The 18,095-nt window shown below is 34.4% G+C and carries 17 protein-coding genes and 1 pseudogene; 2 read left to right on the plus strand and 16 right to left on the minus strand.

From position 1 onward, the window contains the following. Positions 1-145: 145 nt before the first annotated feature. Both OLM54_RS09595 and OLM54_RS09600 read left to right on the plus strand, forming a co-directional pair. Positions 146-1,576, plus strand: a complete 1,431-nt coding sequence (locus tag OLM54_RS09595) for a rubredoxin (protein WP_264538360.1) — start codon at positions 146-148, stop codon at positions 1,574-1,576. Between the two features lie 176 nt (positions 1,577-1,752). Continuing rightward, on the plus strand, positions 1,753-2,382 hold the full coding sequence (locus tag OLM54_RS09600; protein ID WP_264538361.1) for a hypothetical protein: 630 nt from the start codon (positions 1,753-1,755) through the stop codon (positions 2,380-2,382). A 59-nt stretch (positions 2,383-2,441) separates the two neighbouring features. Here OLM54_RS09600 and moaA read toward each other — a convergent pair whose 3' ends face one another. From moaA to OLM54_RS09685, 16 genes and pseudogenes are all read right to left on the minus strand, one after another. Continuing rightward, positions 2,442-3,449 (minus strand): GTP 3',8-cyclase MoaA, encoded by a 1,008-nt coding sequence (gene moaA, locus OLM54_RS09605; RefSeq protein WP_264538362.1) that lies wholly within the window; start codon positions 3,447-3,449, stop codon positions 2,442-2,444. Then, positions 3,436-4,350 carry a bifunctional molybdenum cofactor biosynthesis protein MoaC/MoaB gene (moaCB, locus tag OLM54_RS09610; RefSeq protein WP_264538555.1) on the minus strand — a complete coding sequence of 305 codons (915 nt, stop codon included), beginning with the start codon at positions 4,348-4,350 and terminating at the stop codon, positions 3,436-3,438. The genes moaA and moaCB overlap by 14 nt, the downstream gene beginning before the upstream one ends. 1 nt (position 4,351) lies before the next feature. Continuing rightward, entirely contained in the window at positions 4,352-4,783 is a 432-nt protein-coding gene (locus OLM54_RS09615; protein ID WP_264538363.1) for a molybdenum cofactor biosynthesis protein MoaE, read from the minus strand. 251 nt (positions 4,784-5,034) lie between these two features. Next, the gene (gene moeB / locus OLM54_RS09620; RefSeq protein ID WP_264538364.1) at positions 5,035-6,105 is read right to left on the minus strand and encodes a HesA/MoeB/ThiF family protein; all 1,071 of its coding nucleotides are present in this window, start codon (positions 6,103-6,105) and stop codon (positions 5,035-5,037) included. 10 nt (positions 6,106-6,115) lie between these two features. Then, positions 6,116-6,352: a MoaD/ThiS family protein gene (locus OLM54_RS09625; protein WP_264538365.1), complete on the minus strand. Its 237-nt coding sequence runs from the start codon at positions 6,350-6,352 to the stop codon at positions 6,116-6,118. Positions 6,353-6,354: 2 nt separating this feature from the next. Continuing rightward, positions 6,355-7,143, minus strand: coding sequence for a uroporphyrinogen-III C-methyltransferase (cobA, locus tag OLM54_RS09630; protein WP_264538366.1), 789 nt, complete (start codon positions 7,141-7,143; stop codon positions 6,355-6,357). Positions 7,144-7,148: 5 nt separating this feature from the next. Beyond that, positions 7,149-7,721 carry a molybdenum cofactor guanylyltransferase gene (locus OLM54_RS09635; protein WP_264538367.1) on the minus strand — a complete coding sequence of 191 codons (573 nt, stop codon included), beginning with the start codon at positions 7,719-7,721 and terminating at the stop codon, positions 7,149-7,151. A 179-nt stretch (positions 7,722-7,900) separates the two neighbouring features. After that, positions 7,901-8,647 carry a sulfite exporter TauE/SafE family protein gene (locus tag OLM54_RS09640; protein WP_264538368.1) on the minus strand — a complete coding sequence of 249 codons (747 nt, stop codon included), beginning with the start codon at positions 8,645-8,647 and terminating at the stop codon, positions 7,901-7,903. Positions 8,648-8,833: 186 nt separating this feature from the next. After that, on the minus strand, positions 8,834-10,006 hold the full coding sequence (glp, locus tag OLM54_RS09645; RefSeq protein ID WP_264538369.1) for a gephyrin-like molybdotransferase Glp: 1,173 nt from the start codon (positions 10,004-10,006) through the stop codon (positions 8,834-8,836). Positions 10,007-10,184: 178 nt separating this feature from the next. After that, a complete protein-coding gene (locus OLM54_RS09650; RefSeq protein ID WP_264538370.1) occupies positions 10,185-10,436 on the minus strand; it encodes a DUF6755 family protein in 252 nt (83 codons plus the stop codon). Positions 10,437-10,454: 18 nt separating this feature from the next. Continuing rightward, entirely contained in the window at positions 10,455-10,973 is a 519-nt protein-coding gene (locus tag OLM54_RS09655; protein WP_264538371.1) for a ubiquinol-cytochrome c reductase iron-sulfur subunit, read from the minus strand. 11 nt (positions 10,974-10,984) lie between these two features. Further along, a complete protein-coding gene (locus OLM54_RS09660; protein WP_264538372.1) occupies positions 10,985-11,554 on the minus strand; it encodes a 4Fe-4S dicluster domain-containing protein in 570 nt (189 codons plus the stop codon). Positions 11,555-11,573: 19 nt separating this feature from the next. Continuing rightward, positions 11,574-13,789 (minus strand): annotated as a pseudogene (locus OLM54_RS09670) (molybdopterin oxidoreductase family protein). A 134-nt stretch (positions 13,790-13,923) separates the two neighbouring features. Beyond that, the gene (locus OLM54_RS09675) at positions 13,924-14,976 is read right to left on the minus strand and encodes an MFS transporter (protein ID WP_264538375.1); all 1,053 of its coding nucleotides are present in this window, start codon (positions 14,974-14,976) and stop codon (positions 13,924-13,926) included. 26 nt (positions 14,977-15,002) lie between these two features. Beyond that, positions 15,003-16,595 carry a magnesium transporter MgtE N-terminal domain-containing protein gene (locus OLM54_RS09680; RefSeq protein WP_264538376.1) on the minus strand — a complete coding sequence of 531 codons (1,593 nt, stop codon included), beginning with the start codon at positions 16,593-16,595 and terminating at the stop codon, positions 15,003-15,005. Between the two features lie 20 nt (positions 16,596-16,615). Next, entirely contained in the window at positions 16,616-18,088 is a 1,473-nt protein-coding gene (locus OLM54_RS09685) for an MFS transporter (RefSeq protein ID WP_264538377.1), read from the minus strand. Positions 18,089-18,095: the final 7 nt, after the last annotated feature.

The raw sequence follows: 18,095 nt of genomic DNA on the forward strand, positions 1-18,095 counted from the left end.
TTACGGGATTCTCAGTTCGTTGCTCTCTGAATGTGATTTCTCGTCCCTCGAAATGACACACAGGGCGACAACATGAAACATGAAACCTGAAACAAAAAAAACCTGAAACCTGAAACAAAAAAACCTGAACCAAAAACTAAAAAAAATGAACCTAACAAGATTAATAGTAAAAGGAGGCGTTATTTCGCCGGGAGAATTGCGAGAAGTGGTTAATATCGCTATGGCTCATGATTTGGACTCAATTTCATTTGGTTCAAGACAGGATATTATTTTCCCAAAAGGGTTAAAATCTTTAGATAAAGAAAAGCTTGGCAAGCATCATTTTGTTTTCCCTGATGAAAAAAGCGGTAATAATATTGTTTCATCTTATGTTTCAACCGATATTTTCAGAAATACGAATTGGTTAACCGGCAACAAGTTTTTATATATTTTGGAGCAATTTAAGGAACAGCCAAAACTCAAAATAAACATTAATGATCCAAAACAGCAATTGGTTCCATTATTTACGGGTCATTTAAATTTTATTGCTTCAGAACAGGAAGATTATTGGTATTTATACATTCGTTTACCAAAATGGGAACGTATGGAAGTGTATCCGGTTTTAATTTACAGCTGGGATATTGCAACAATTTATTATCAAATTGAAAGAATCGTAGACGAAGAATCTTGCGGAATCGATACACTTTTTTCTTTAGTCAGTGAGGTTTTAGAAACCAATAATCGTACGATTGATAAACCGCTCCATATTCCGTTTTATCCTTTTCCCTATTATGAAGGCATGAACCGAATGGGAATTGATCAATATTGGCTGGGTTTATATTGGCGAAATAATTTATACAATTTAGACTTTCTGAAAGAAATGTGCGATTTGTGTTTTGATTGCAAAATTGGAAAAATATGCATAACACCCTGGAAATCCTTTATCATAAAAGGAATTCCGAAAGATCGAAAATTGGAATGGGAAAAATTCTTAGGTAAAAAAGGAATTAATGTCCGACATTCTTTACTCGAATTAAACTGGCATTTACCCGTTGCTATGGAATGGGCTTTGAATCTCAAAACCTTTCTGGTTCGTACGCTTGATCAGTTTGATATTAGTACGTATGGACTAACGTTTGGAATATCGGAATACAATCGTGAAGGTCACTATTTTACTTCGGTTGTCATTGAAAAAAATGATTTACCGGCAGCTTTAGAATCGATTAAAATCAGAGATACTTATAATGTTTTGTTTGCGAAGAATTTCGACCCAAATACTAGAGAATATATTGTGCATTCGCAAGATATTGACAAACTCGAATTACCTACAATTTTAATTGAATTAAGTAAAAAATATTTCGAAGAATTAGGAAATTCGATTTCAGAAACTACAGAGAATCCGCAAAAAAAAGAAAAACCACAATTAGATATTTATCAATGTCAGGAATGCCTAACGCTTTATAAATCAGAATACGGTGACGAAAGTCAGAACATTCCAAAAGGCATATTATTCACTGATTTGCCCGAAACCTATTGTTGTTCTTTGTGTGAAGGTTCTAAAAGTAATTTCAAAATTTTAGAAATTGCAGAGAATTAAAACAAAAATTCCAGTGATGAAGCAATTATAATAAGCGGGTAATAAAAATCTTAACATTATGGTATTTAAATATTTCCTAACTTTAGCTTAACTAAAATTTAATAGTAAGATCGAATATTTTACGAATCTAACTATCAATTAGTTAAAAACATATTTACTCAACTAAAGAAACTGTTATGATAAAAAGAACGCCAGGAACACCAGCTGAAAAAAACACAGAAACTTCAACAGAAACTGCCGAAACCATAATTGATACTACTGCAGAAGCACCAAAACCGGCAGCAAAAACTCCGGTAAAGAGAGCGCCAAGAACTACAACTGCCACAAAATCTCCTCAGGCAACTGTAAAAACACCAGCGAAAACGCCAGCAAAAACACCGGCAAGAACTCCAGCAAGAACACCTGTTAAACCAGCATCTGCAAGCACTCCAAAAGCAGTTATAAAAAGAACGACAGGATCTACTGCAAAAACAGGAACCATAACTCCTGAAATTATAGAAATCACGACGGTTGATAAAAAAACGGAAAAACAACAACCAAGTGTAAATCAAAAGGAAACCGGTTTAAAAACTATAAAAGATAAGCTGAAAGATGCTAAAAACAAGCAAAAGGAGAAAAAAGAAAACGTTAAGAAAAGAGAAAAAGAGATAAAAGCAGTCATAAAAAAACTGGAAAGAGAGAAAAAAGCAAAGCTTAAAGCTGAAACTAAAAAGAAAGAAAAAGCTAAAAAAGAAAAGGAGAAAGCAAAAGCAAAGAAGCTGGATAAGAAAAAATCTTCTAAGAAAACGAAATCAAAAAAGAAATAATAATTATAACTATAAGGTTTGACTTTAATTGAGTTGAGCCTTTTTTTTACGCCTGCAACTTAACCCCCAATCGCAATCATACTGCGATTATCAAAATGCAGTGAAGGATCATTCATTTCTTCAAGAGTGACCATTCCTGCTCTGACTTTCTTTTTGTTTTTTATCGATTCTGAAATTAAATTCTCGATTGGTTCACCGTTTCGAAGAGACGTCAATATATCAGTTTCTGAATTAGAAAAAAGACAATTTTTTATCTTTCCATTTGCCGTCAGACGAATTCTGTTGCAGCCGTCACAAAACGGATTTGTAATCGAACTGATAATTCCGAAATCACCCTGAAAACCTTTTATTTTATAGGTTCTTGCAGTAAAGTTTTTTTCGTCTTCCAATTTCTGAATTTCTTCAGCAGTGAAAGCGCTTCCAACTTCTGATAAAATCTCATTTTGAGAAACCATTTTGCTTTTATCCCACTCGTTTCCGGCAAATGGCATAAACTCTATAAACCGAATTGAAAGTGGCAAAAACTGTGTTAATTTGATAAAATCTATAATTTCATTATCATTAAAACCTTTCATCAAAACTACGTTTACTTTGACCAAAAAATCTTCATTTAAAAGTAAATGCAAATTATCAATTACCTTCTCAAATTGATTTCTTAGTGTTATCGAATTAAATTTTGATGCAACCAAAGTATCCAGACTCAAATTGATTTTTTTTATACCGGATTGCTTTAAAACATCAATATGACGATCAATTAAAATACCATTTGTGGTTATCGAAAGTGACGTTTTTAACGTTGATAGTCTTGAAATAATCTCTGGAAAATCTTTTCGTAATAAAGGTTCTCCGCCCGTTAATCTAATTTTATCAACACCATTTTCTACGAAAGTCCGGGCAATAGAAAAAATCTCATCAGCCGTCATTAAACTGGCTTTTGGAGACAAAGTTATTCCATCAGCAGGCATGCAATATGTACAACGCAAATTGCATTTCTCCAGCAACGAAATACGCAAATAATTGTGTTTTCGTCCAAAATCATCCGTTAAAATGGTTTTAGATGGTATCATGATTTTTTCCTTTTAAAATATGAAAAACGTGCATAACATGCGGAAAAACAGCATCCATAGATTCTCTGGCTCCGTTTGTTGATCCCGGCAAAGCCAAAATCAAACTTTTTCCTAATGTTCCTGCAACCGTTCTTGATAACATGGCGTATGGCATGCGTTGTTGTCCGTAATCGCGAATTGCTTCTTCAATTCCCGGAATTCTGCTTTCTAATAATGGCAATAATGCTTCCGGTGTAACATCTCTTGGCGATAATCCCGTTCCTCCGGTAAAAATAACCAATTGATTTCCTTCGGCGAAAGCCTTCGTTTTTTCCTGAATAATATCAATTTCGTCAGGAATGATTTCGTAATGCGAAGTTTCAACGCCGTACGAAGTTAATTTTTCGACGATAATTTTCCCGGAACGATCTTCTTTATCACCTGCAAAAATAGAATCAGAGCACACAAAAACCGCCGCTTTTATTGCATTTGGAAATTTATTTTTGAAAGAAGATTTTCCGCCTTCTTTATTGATTAATTTAATAGTTGAAATTTCTATTTCCTTATCGATTGGTTTCAACATATCGTACATTGTCAATGCTACAATCGATGCGCCGTGCATAGCTTCAACCTCAACTCCGGTTTTGTAAACCGTTTTTACTTTAAAGATAATCTCAATCGTTAAACCTTCAATTTTATATTCTACCGAGGTAAATTCAATAGGAATCGGGTGACAATCCGGTATCGATAAATGGGTGTTTTTTACCGCAAATAATCCTGCCGTTTTTGCCATTTCAAATACATTCCCTTTCGGAACCAGATTGTTTACCACAGCATCAATTGTTTCCTGTTTGCTAACTTTTACAATTGCTGTTGCTGTTGCGGCTCTTAAAGTGTTTATTTTATGTGTGATATCTACCATTTTAGGTATTTTGTTTCCAGGTGAATGTATCATTTTCAAACATTTCTTTACCAAAAATCGGTACATCTGTTTTTATCCAGTTTACTATGGCTTCTGTTGCTTCATAAACTTGTTTGCGTCGTGTTGCCGAAACAAAAACGAACAAACAAATCTCGCCCGCTTTTACAATGCCTAAACTGTGATAAATATGCATACAGGTTAAATCGTATTTAGCGAAAGCTTTTTCTCTAATGGTGTGCAAAGCCTCATTTGCCATATCTGTATACGCCGAATAATCAATTGCAACAACTTTGTTATCATGAATTACATCAGCGCGAACCTGACCCAGAAAAATATTGTGCGCACCAATCGTATGTTTTGATTGATGTTTGGCAATCGATTCTGCTATAAATTCAGGAGAAATTGGACCTTCTATAAATACATTTTTACTCATTTCTTTTTATTTTTTACCACAGATTATTTTATCTTTTTGCCACAGATTTTAATGATTTTTTTTTGCCACGAATTTCATTAATTTTCACTAATTGCTATAATTTCCCAACTTTGTCATTTCTGTGGAGGAGAAATCGCACTAGAAACTTACTCACAGTATGTCTATACAGTACGTCGCTCTCTGGATGTGATTTCTCCTCCGTCGAAATGACAAAATATAAAAATAATCCTTTTAATCTGTGTAATCTGTGGCTATACTTTTTCTTTTAATATTTGATTGAATGCTAAAGCGCCACCTATGACACTTTTTATATTTTTAAATTGTTTTTTCTCAAGTAATTCAACTGCCATTTTACTTCTGATTCCTGATTGACAGAAAACATAAATAGTTTGGTTGTGATTTAATTTTCTAAATTCATTTTCGAGGTTCATTAACGGAATCTGAATTGAATTTTTGAAATTAATTTTAGGAAGTTCATCTTCATTTCTAACATCCAAAAAAAGAACTTCTTCATTATCTATTTCATTCAGAATTGCCTCAACAGAAATTTCTTCAATCTGATTTTCAGTTTCTTTATACTTTTCTTCGAAAGCTTTTTTATCTATCAAAACAAATGTATTCTTTTCAAAGTCATACTTTTGCTGTTCATTATTTAAAATATTATAAACCAGTATTTTACCACTCAACACTTCACCTATTTCAAGAATCATTTTTATAACTTCATTCGCTTGCAGCATTCCAATAATTCCAACCGAGATTCCAATTACTCCTGCATCTTCACAATTTAAAGATTGGGTATTTTCATCCGGAAACAAACATTTGTACGTTGGTCCGCTTTGATAATTAAAAACCGAAACCTGACCCTGAAACCTAAAAATAGATCCGTAAACCATTGGTTTATTTGTAACACAACATGCATCATTAATTAAATATTTGATTGCTATATTATCTGTGGCGTCAACAATAATATCATATTTTTCGAATAAAAAAACGGCATTTTTCGCTGATAATTTCTCAGCAATTGCATTCACTTTTACGAACGGATTTAACTCAGAAATCATGGCTTTTGCCTCATCGGCTTTATATTTTCCAAGTGCTGAACTTTTATAAATTACCTGACGCTGTAAATTCGAAATCTCGATAACATCATCATCCACAATTCCAATTTCACCAATTCCTGCTGCCGCCAGATAAGGCAATATAGCCGAAGCAAGACCACCGGCACCAATTACTAAAACTTTTGCTTTTAATAATTTAGATTGCCCGGTTTCTCCAATCTCCGGAAGAATGATTTGTCTGTTATAGCGTTCTGATGTATTCATAAAATTTATTTTATCCTCCGGCAAATGGAGGCAATAAGGCAACAACATCACTGGTTTTTAAAGTATAATTTGTTGCTTTTGGAATTATTTTCTGGTTTACCGCAACACTAAATGACAACGAATCAAACTGATATTTTTCTTCAAGATTCTGCAATAATTTTTGCAATGAAATTTCAGAAGAAACAATCTTTTCAAACTCGCACTTGGTCTTTTCAGCGACAGCTCCAAAATATTTAATCTCAATCATTATTATAAATTTAAATTTTGAAAAATAAATTCATCATCAAAATACTCCTTAAAATACGAAGTTAATTTTGAGGTATTTTTTACCACTTCTCCAATTACAATAATTGCCGGCGAAGAAATCTTATTTTCTGATACTAATTTAGCAATTGAACTGATTGTTCCAACTACTTTTTGTTCGGTATTTTTTGTTCCGTTTTGAATAATTGCAATGGGCAAATCATCGGTTCTGTTTTGTTGATAAATCGAAATAATCTCTTCCAATTTATGCATTCCCATCAAAATCACAACTGTTGCCGCTGATTTTGAGGCTAAATTTATATCTTTAGATAACTCATGATTCGAGGTTGTTCCTGTAATCACCCAAAAACTTTCAGCAATTTGGCGTTGTGTCAGACTAATTCCTACCGAAGCCGGAACACCTAAAGCAGATGAAATTCCGGGAACAATGGCTGTTTCTAATCCTAATTTTTCTGCATATTCAATTTCTTCACTTCCTCTTCCAAAAATAAACGGATCACCGCCTTTTAAGCGCACAACGTGACCGTAACGATTTGCCATTGACACGATCAACTCGTTAATCTGATCTTGTGTATACGCATGACAGCCTAAGCGTTTGCCTACAAAAACAATTTCTGCCTTTGTTGCATATTGTAATAATTCTTCGTTTACCAATGCGTCATACAAAACTACATCGGCACTTTCTAAGGCTTTAATCGCTTTTAAAGTAATCAATTCAGCGTCTCCCGGACCTGCGCCCACAATCGTCAATTTTGGTGTTTTTGAATTTCGCATAACTTTTAACTTAAATTGATATTCAGGTCGTTTAATTCATCTGCCGAATTAATATTCGTTAAAGGAAAGTTTTCACTTTCGTCAATATTGATGATTTGATGCGGAACATTTGCTATTAAATTCATCATTTTCAAATCATTGTTATCAATTGCAGTTTTAACAACGGGCAATAATTTTTTTGAATAAATTCCAATTAACGGATGCAATTTACTTTCTGATGCAAAAACCGTAATCTCTGCTTCATCGTTATGTTTTGAAATTAATTCTGATAATAATTCCGTTGAAATTAATGGAATATCGCAGCTCAAAATCAAATTAAATTCAGATTCAGAATGTGACAACGCTGTGTAAATTCCCCCCAACGGACCTTTATCTGTTATTATATCTGCTATTTTTAAATAGGGCAAATAATCGTAATCATTTGAATTTGTAATCAAGACAATATTATCTGTAACGGGCAAAATTGCCTGAATTATATGTTCTACAAAAGGTTTATTCTGAAACAATACCAATCCTTTCTCTGACTGCATTCGAGAACTTTTTCCTCCGCAAAGAATAAAAACTGTTAGTGTTTTCATGAGTGTTTTTGTTTCAAATTTTTTGTTTCAAGTTTCAGGTTTTTTGTTTCAGGTTTCAGGTTTTTGCCAATCTTATTTTTTTGTTTGCCACAGATTAAAGGATTAAAAAGATTAATCATTCTAATCTGTGAAATCTGTGGCAAATAATTTTTAATTATAATCTATGTTTATATTATTATCTAAGGAAAAATCAATTTTATACTTGCCATTAAAATTACTACTCCCAAAACCATTTTTAAAGTTTTATTAGAGAAATAACCGCTTCCATAAAAACCTCCTAAAATGCCACCAATAACGGCAATTGGAACTAAATAAAAGCTGTCTATCGGAATTGTTTTTCCTCCTAAAAAGAAACCCAGCATTCCGGCAAATGAATTCACAAAAATGAATAAACTCGAAATCGCTGCCGATTCTTTTACGGTTGCCCATCCTAAAAATAATAAAATCGGGCTCAAAATAATGCCTCCGCCTATTCCTAACATTCCTGACAATAAACCAATTGCAAAACCAATAGTTAATGCAAAAGGAAGATTTATCTGAACGGTTTCTTTTTCTTTAAAATTAAATATTCCGAACAATCGTAATGCTGCAAAAACCAATACAATTCCTAAAATGATTTTATAGATTGCATTATCCAGAGTTACAAAACCACCAATAAACGCTGCAGGAACTGATGCTATTGCAAACGGATAAAAGAGTTTTGGCTTGAAATAATTCATTCTGTAATAAAAGAAAAATGAAATACTGGAAACAAATAAATTCAACAGCAATGCCGAAGGTTTCATAATCGCCACCGGAAAAGCAAAAATCGTCATTAAAGCCAAATATCCAGATGCACCGCCATGTCCAACACTTGAGTATAAAAATGCGATCACAATTAATGCAAAGCTGAACAGAAGGATATTTTCGGAATTAAGGAGGTTCATAGGTTTTGTTTCAGGTTTTTTTTGTTTCAGGTTTCAGGTTTTCTTTGTTTCAGGTTTCAAGTTTTTTTGTTTCAGGTTTAAGGTTTCAGGCTGTGTGTTTAATTTTACATACTGCATTACCCATTTCAAATTATCTAATTTTCTAATTGCCTAATTATCTAATTGTCTAATTGTCTAATTGTCTAATTAATCAATTGGCAACAAAGTCACTTCTTGTCCTTTTTTTAAAATTTCAATATCGTTTGGAACAATCAATAAACAATTGGCTATTGCGAAGGTATTTAGCATTGCTGAACTTTGTCCTTCTAAAATTGTTACGGTTGTTTCGTCATACAATGCTTTTAAAAACAATGTTTTTTCGGTTGTATTTGTAAAGCCTGTGTTTAATTTTCGAACTAATTTCGGTAAATGCGTTTTAGAAAATCCCATTCGGTTTTTAATTGTGGGATACACATATACATAAAAATTGGTAAGCGATGATGCGGGATTTCCGGGTAATGCAAATACTAATGTCTCATTTTTAGATCCAAAAAACATGGGTTTTCCGGGTTTTTGATTGATCTTATAAAAAAGTTCTTCTACTCCATTTTCTAATAAGGCTTCTTTCACAAAATCATAATCTCCAACAGAAATTCCACCGGAAATTAGAACAATATCAAATTTTGGAAGAATATTTTTTAAAGCTTTTTTTGTTGCTTTAAGGTTATCTTTTACTTTATAAACTTTCGTCTTAGTAACTCCAATGGTTTGCAGCGCTGCCTGCAACATTATCGAATTACTTTCATAAATTTTCCCTTTTGGTAATTTTTTACCTGCTTTTACCAATTCGTTGCCTGTAACTAAAATAGCCACTTTTGGTTTTTTATAAACGGTTACTTCCGTAATTCCCAAGCAGGCTAAAAAACCAATTGCTGCGGGAGTTATTAAAGTATTCGCCTCAAAAACAACCTCTTCTTTTACGATTTGTTCTCCTTTTGCCCTAACATTTGTAAATTGTTCCGGCATTCTGGTAATCAAAATCGAATTTTCATTAGCCAGTACATGTTCCTGCATTACAACTGTATCGGCATTTTTAGGTACAAAAGCACCGGTAAAAATACGTACTGCTTCATTCTCTTTCAATTTTATATCAGTATGATCTCCTGCCTGCGAAATACCAATTACATCATACTGATGTCTTTGACTGTGAATAAAAGCATAACCATCCATAGCAGATTGACGAAAAGGCGGCATATTTATGGGCGAATAAACGGTTTCTGCTAAAATATATCCTAATGCTTTATGCACAGAAATTTTCTGAATGGGCATTGTGGCGCTATTCTCTGCAATAATTGATAAGGCTTGTTCAACTTGAATCATGGCTGCTATTTTGTATACAAGCAAAAAATACTTATTACAAATATAAGTATTTTTACTTAGTTTAAAACATTAGTAAATATAAATTTTAAAAGAATATAAATTTAGGGCTAATTCTTCTAATTCTATCAAAAAAACAGATTAATAGATGTATTGTTTACTTCTGATTAAACGGACAACCTTATTTTTTGCTTTTAAAATTTCCTGTTGGAAGAAAATATAACCACGCAAAACCAATAAAAAATAAAAGCGCTGAGGCAATAAAAGCAGGCAATAATATCTCTTTATTATTATCAAGTGCATTATTTAATGAAGCATATAACAGCCAAATCTGAATACTGACATTTAAAATTAAAATAAAAATAAGTGTCGAAAGTATGTTGTTCAGTTTATTAGGATTTACTCGATTCTGACTTCTTCTAAAAGTACTCATACTTATTAAATTTAGGATTTATAAATAACTGTTTTTATTTGCTGCAAGTGCTTTTACAAAAACGGCATTTTCTTTAAAAAATACTTCTAACTGCGGCAACGCTCTTGGCGGTGGTCCTGCAATTACATCTCCTGTCATGGCATCAAAAGATCCTTCGTGACAAGGGCAATGTATTATTCCTGTTCCGGGTTTGTAAAAAACAGAACAGGACAAATGTGTACATTTTTGTTCGTAAGCCCTGAAATCTCCGCTTTCAAGATGTACTAAAATATACGGAATTGTGCTTCCTTCAATTACAAATCCTCGTGTTCCTCCTACCGGAATTTCTTCTTTATTACAAATAAAATGTTCTCCCTGAACACTTTCTTTTGGCAATAAATAGGCTTTTGCAGCAACAAATCCACTGCCAACCATTAATCCGCCTGAAACAAAAGTCAGGAATTTGGCAAAATCCCGTCGGCTCACCTGAGTTGATTCCTGTTTTTTTATCGGGAAATCTTTTTTCCAGTTTTCGTTTAAATTATCTTCTTTTGACATCGATTCCGGATTTAATATATTCTTAATTCATTACTGCCTTTTGGCATCATAATATTTACTTTGGTATTTACTGTTTCTTTACCGAATATGAAGGTATTAACAGGAGAACTATTGGGTCTCATTTCTTCGATTTCGGCCTTTGTGCCGTAGAATAATGCTCCGCTGGGACAAACAGTTGCGCACATTGGTTTTTTACCTACGCTTGTTCTGTCGTAACACATGGTACATTTCATCATCAAATCATACTCTTCCATTTTTTTAGGAACTCCAAAAGGACATGCCATTACGCAATTTGAGCAGCCAATACATCTTTCTGTATTTGCGGTATGAACAATTCCAAATTCATCTTGCGAAATCGCATCGGCAGGACAAACATTTGCACATACCGGATCTTCGCAATGCATACAAACCTGTACTGTGGTTTGAATCGTTGATGATCTTTCTACATAATTCACGCTTATCAAAGATTCCTGTCCGTTTGTCTCACATTCTGCACACGCCATTTCACAGGCTTTACAGCCAATACAACGCTGCAGATCTACAAAAAACTCTTCATTTTTATTAAAATTAGTCAAGTTCATAATTTTGCAATTTTATAGATTAAACACTTGCATAAGCTTCTGATTCTTTTGATGGCGGTGCAATTTCCCCCAGCGGATCTAATAAACAGGCACAAACTTTAAATTCGGGTATTTTTGAAACAGGATCTAAAATTCCGGTTGTAAGTTGATTTGCAGATTTGGCTCCCGGCCAATGATATGGTATAAAAACGGTGTCTTTGCGTATAGTTTCAACGATATTCGCCGGAAAAATTCCTTCACCTCTCCTTGTTGCTACCCGAACCAGTTCTCGTTGTTTAATTCCATATTTTAAAGCCAGTTCCGGATGAATTTCTAACATAGGTTCAGGGAACTGGTCTACCAATTTACCTATTCTGCGTGTTTGAGTACCGCTTAAATATTGTGAAACTACACGACCTGTAGTAAGGGTTATTGGGTATTCGTCATTAGTAATTTCTCCGGGTTCTCTATATGGAGCAGGATTAAAATGTGCTTTTTTATCGGGAGTTGCAAATACTTTATCTTCCCATAATCTTGGTGTTCCCGGATGATCATCTGTTGGACAAGGCCAAAAAACGCCCATATTATCTTCTATTTTTTTATAGGATATTCCAAAATAATCTGCGGTTCCGCCTTTTGAGGCTACGCGCAATTCATTAAAAATAGCTTCGCTGTTTTCGTATGTAAATTTATCTTCTTCTCCTAGTCGTTTGGCTATTTCCAGCAATATTGACGTATCTGTTCTGGCTTCTCCGGAGGCGTAACTGCCTGACGAATTCTAATAACACGACCTTCTGCAGATGTTGTTGTTCCTTCTTCTTCTTCCTGCAAAGAACCTGCTAAAACAATATCCGCATGACGAGCCGTTTCATTTAAAAAGAAATCGATACAAACGTAGAATTCTAATTTTTCAAGTGCAGCCCTGACATAATTATTATTTGGAAGCGAAACCAGCGGATTAAAACAAATGGAAATCAATCCTTTGATCTCTCCGCTATGAATGGCTTCTATAATTTCATAAGCTGTTAATCCTTTTCCGGGCATGTCTTTCTCGTCAATTCCCCAAACTTGAGAAATATATTTACGATGTTCCGGATTTTCAATATCACGATTTCCCGGTAATTGATCGCATTTATGACCGTGTTCTCTTCCGCCTTGTCCGTTTCCTTGTCCGGTTATGGTTCCATATCCGCAATAAGGTCTTCCAATTCTTCCGGTTGCGAGAACGAGATTTATACAGCCAACTACATTATCAACACCTTTGGAGTGATGTTCGATTCCGCGTGCGTGAAGTAAAAAGCTAGTCTTTGCTTTTCCCCATAATTCTGCGGCTTCTTGTATTTTATATTTATCAATTCCTGTAATTTCTTCTGCCCATTCTAAGGTATAATCTTTTACAGCATCGATTGTTTCCTGAAATCCTGATGTATAATTGTCTATAAAATCATGATCAAGCATATCGTGATCTACCAGATATTTTAGCATTGCGCCATATAAAGCGGAGTCTGTTCCGGGTTTTACATCTAAATGCACATCAGCAGTTCTGGCTAACGGTATCATTCTTGGATCGATTACAATTAATTTTGCGCCGCGATCTCTGGCTTTCCAAATCCAGTGCGTTAATGTTGGAAACGTTTCGCTGATATTGGCTCCGGCAACAATAATTACTTCTGCATATTCTAAATCAGAATAATTGTTTGAGGCGCGATCTAAACCAAAAGCTTTTTTATTTCCGGCTCCGGCACTTACCATACAAAGTCTTCCGTTATAATCCAGATTTCTGGTTTTTAAGGCTACACGGGCAAATTTTCCAACGAGATAACTTTTTTCATTGGTTAGTGATACGCCTGATAACATCGAGAATGCATGTTTACCATATTTCTCCTGTATTCTTTTTATTTCAGATACGGTTTTATCCATTGCTTCATCCCAGGATGTTTTCTCAAAACCTTTGCCTTCTATTCTTTTTATGGGATGCAAAAGACGATCAGGATGATTATTTTGCAAATAACGCTGTACTCCTTTTGGGCACAAACGACCTTCGTTAAACGGAAATTCCATCCACGGTTCAAAACCAACTACTTTATTTTCTTTTACCAATAACTGAATTCCACATTGCATTCCGCAAAAACAACAATGTGTTTTTACTACTTCATCCGGTTCATCTCTACCTGTGTAACCATCTTTTGGCGCATAATTTAAATGAGGACCAAAATCTTCAATAATTTTCTCGATTGATACGGGTAATTTTGCCATGTCTTTTTTTTTATTTTTGTTTCAGGTTTTCAGTCTCAGTTTTCAGTCTCAGTTCTCAGTTCTCAGTCTACAAACTGTGACTGCTTTTACTGTCACTGTAAACTGAGACTGTAAACTGTTTTTTCACTGCGACTTTATCCAAACAGCTTACCGCCGTTTTCTAATCTTGCTTTTAAGTGTGCTTTCGCCAAACGTGATCTTTTTCCTTCGGGGCTTAAATCGAGATGGGAAGTTCCGTCTTCATGTGTAAAATCAAAACCTAATTGTTTGGTTACAATTTTTAAATCATCGATATGAAGTTGTGTTGCAAATTCTTCGCCTGTATGCGGGCAAACTGCCATTCCTTTTTTTCTTCCTTCTTGTTTATAAATATGTGCTCCTATTTGAGCCGGACGCTGTATGATGTGAAAGAATTTCCCAAACGGAATCCATATTAAAAACATAATTACGGTTACGGCATGAATTACGGCAAGAAAATCATATGCAAATCCTTTCATAAATTGATACGAATAGGTAAGACATAATCCTGTAACTGATATTGCTATTAATAGAATTAAGGGTAATAAATCGCCTTCAAAAGTTTGAGTTGCAATTAATCCCGGATTTGTCAATCGCCTGCGCAAATAATAAACAGATCCAATTATAACTAACCATGAAGACCAGTTTAAGGCATGAAAAATTAGAAATGCCAAGAATGAGTTTATTTTAAAATCCATCATTTTGAATCCAAAAAAATGAGCTTCATAAATTGAAATGGAATCTGGCGCCAATGTAAAATGAATCCACCCAAACGTAAGCGGAATTGTTATTGCAAAGGCAGAAAGACAGCCTAAAGCAATACAAAAATGCGCCATCCAGCGGTATTTACTTCTGGGATAAATAAATTTTTGAACTACTATATTTTCAACCGATTCTTTGCCTAAAAACCACATATGTTCAACTATTTTTCCGGTAAACAAAAAAGTAATGCTTCGTTTAAAATACATCCAGGTTGGCGGTCGCTGCAGCCAAACGGTATAACGATATACGATTCCAAAAAAAGCAAATACAGTCCCGAATAAATAAGTGATTAAAGCGGCATCAAAATTTTGCAGCTGTCTTGATCCTAAAAAAACCAATACTATCGTTAATGCAGAAACGAGCGTTGCGATAAGTAAAGCTTTTGTATTGAACGTTTTAGTCTTCATCCTTAATAAATTTTAATGATTACTTATTAACTTGGTTTTTCGCAATTTTTACGATTATAAAACCACCAATTGATACTTGTTGCCAGTATTGTGAAAACTGCAACTCCAATAAAAAATTGATTTACAGTGCCGTTCGCTGAAAGATTATTTCCAATTAATTTAGAAAATATAAAGGGTCCAAATGCAGCGATTGCAGCTGTCCAGCCAATTACTCCGGCTGCCTGACGTTGGTTTTCTGCAAAAATAATTGGGTATTGTCTAAACGTTCCCGCATTTCCAATTCCGGTAAAGAAGAACATTCCCAGTATTACTGCTACAAAAAGAGGAAATTGCTCCATACTTGTTGGCGCCACTAATCCTTGAGTAACTAAAATAATTGCTCCCGCTAAAATTCCTAAACCGGTAATTGTAGTCAAAATTGCGCCTCCAACTTTATCGGCGACAAATCCAAAAGCAATTCTGCTTGCTGACCCAATAAGCGGTCCGTAAAAAGCATAAACCAAAGGATCAGGAGCATTTGGGAAATCTCCGTATAAAAATTTAATCATTAACGGAAACGCCGCAGATAAACCCGCAAATGTTCCAAAAGTCATCACATACGTAATGGTGCAATACCAGGTATGTTTATTCGAGAAGATGTCCATTTGTTCTCTAACAGAGGCTTTCATTGGAATACTTCTTAAATAAAACCAGCTTATAATTGATAATAGGATTAAAAAAGGAACGTACCAAAATGCCGCTGATTGCAGGTATATTGTTGTGTTTTTAACCGCCGTATTTTCAGGACTGATATCATTTAATATTTTTTCGGCCATTTTTGGGTTGGCATTTGCGATCGCCTTGGCTTTTGCTTTTAAAGGCAATGAAACAAAAACGACGACTTTATCATTAGAATGTGTAGCAGTTCTTACTGAATCAGTTATATTTTCATTTACGTTTGTCAATATTCTGGCTTGTACATCAGGATCTAAAGCTGCAAAAACCTCTTTTTGTTTTTCAATACTGGCATTCTGAAAAACAACTATTGCTTCTTTATGATCGATACTTGTAAATACTGACGCGGCGCCAAAAATACTGACGCTTATAATAAGCGGCGTAACAAATTGCGCTACCGAAACACCAAAATTTCCAATTCCTGCCTGAATTCCAAGCGCTGTTCCTTTAAGTCTTTTAGGAAAAAATAAACTTGTACTTGGCATGTAGGATGAAAAATCTCCTCCGCCAAAACCTGTTGTAAAGGCTAATAATGCAAAGACCCAAAATGGTGTGTTGACATCCATTACTGCAAAACCAATTCCGATTACGGGAATTAACTTTATAAGCGTTGCAAATGAAACGACATGCCGTGTTCCGAAAATGGGTAATATAAAAGTGTGAATAATTCTTAAAAGTCCTGCCGCCAATCCGGGAATTGCTGTTAACCAAAAAAGCTGATCTTTAGTAAAACGAAATCCTAACCCGGGTAATTTAACTGCAATCACACTCATCATGAACCAGGAGGCAAATGATAATATTAAAGTAAGCGTTGTTATTGTTAACGTTCTCCATGCAATTTTACTTCCATTAGAATTCCAAAACGTTTCATCTTCGGGCTCCCATTTATCTAACCAAGTTTTCATATTATTTTATATTCGTTTAATTATTTATCTTCTATATCTCGGGTAAAATCCGGTGATTTTATTCGCATTGCATTTATAATTGTTCGGTGCATCCAGAGTAAACAAAGTACTGATACTACAAAAATGAATATCCATGAACTGGTCCAGAGTCCGGTATAATTAAGGAGATAACCAAAAATAATGGGACCGATAAATCCACCAAGTCCGCCTATTAAGCCCACCATTCCGCCAACTACGCCCACTTCATTAGGAAAATATTCCGGAATATGTTTGTAAACAGCCGCCTTACCAATTCCCCATGAAATACCTATTAAGATTACTAAAACCAAATAAACCCAGATATTTGCACTAAACTTGATTTGTGTAATGCCTTTGGCTAATAATTCTTTCTTTTTTACTTCCTGATTTTGTTTTACAACAATTTCCTGCCATGAGTTTTTTACAGGAAAAACAGCCGTTTCACGATTTTCTGAAATTTCTTTTTTATAGATATTATGTGTTTTACCATTTACAATTACGGTATTGGCAGAAACTTCGGTTACGACACCATTTGTAGAAGATAAAACTCCGGGACCGGCTGTAAATATTTCCATTTTTGGAAACATCAATAAAAAGCTAATTACGATTGATGAACCTAAAACCCAATACATTACTTTTCTTGCGCCATATTTATCTGATAAATAGCCTCCAAAAGCCCTGATAATTCCGGATGGTAAACTAAACATCGTAGCAAACATTCCGCCCATTACAAGTGTCGTATGATAAACATTCATAAAGTTTGGAAGCAGCCATTGTGAATAGGCTACAAAAAAGCCGAAAACTAAAAAGTAGTATGCTCCAAAACGCCAAACCCGTATGTTTTTAAGCGGAGACATCAACTCTGTCATTGTTTTTGAAACGGCGTTATTTGTTTTATTTTTTGCAAAAACGATAAAAAGAATCCCTATTATTACTAAAACACCACCATAAATAATGGGCAGCATTTTCCAGCCATTTACAGGATCTTTTTCTGATAAATGATTGAGTAATGTTGGAGCAATAAAAGTTGTGATTGCTGCACCGGCATTTCCCATTCCGAAAATACCTAAAGCTCTTCCCTGCCATTCTTTAGGATACCAAATTGAAGTATAACCAATTCCTACTGCAAAACTGGTTCCTACCAATCCGAAGAAAAAACTTAAAACGGCAAAACTCCAGAATGAATCAGCAAAAGGAAGAAGAAAAAGCGGAATCGAACAAAGTAATAATAAGATTGAAAATACAATTTTACCACCATATTTATCTGTTAAAATACCAATAGGAAGCCGAAATATGGAACCTGATAAAATAGGAATTCCTAACAACCAGCCTGTTTCTACAACTGTCCAGTTAAAAATACCTTTATCTACCAAATACGTAACTAAAACGCCATTTAATGTCCAACAGGCAAAACATATTGTAAATGCCAGTGTATTTAAGAATAAAATTCTGTGAGACTGAGATAAACTACTCATATAAGCT

Origin of the sequence: Flavobacterium sp. N1736 (assembly GCF_025947065.1) — a bacterium.
Classification (GTDB): domain Bacteria; phylum Bacteroidota; class Bacteroidia; order Flavobacteriales; family Flavobacteriaceae; genus Flavobacterium.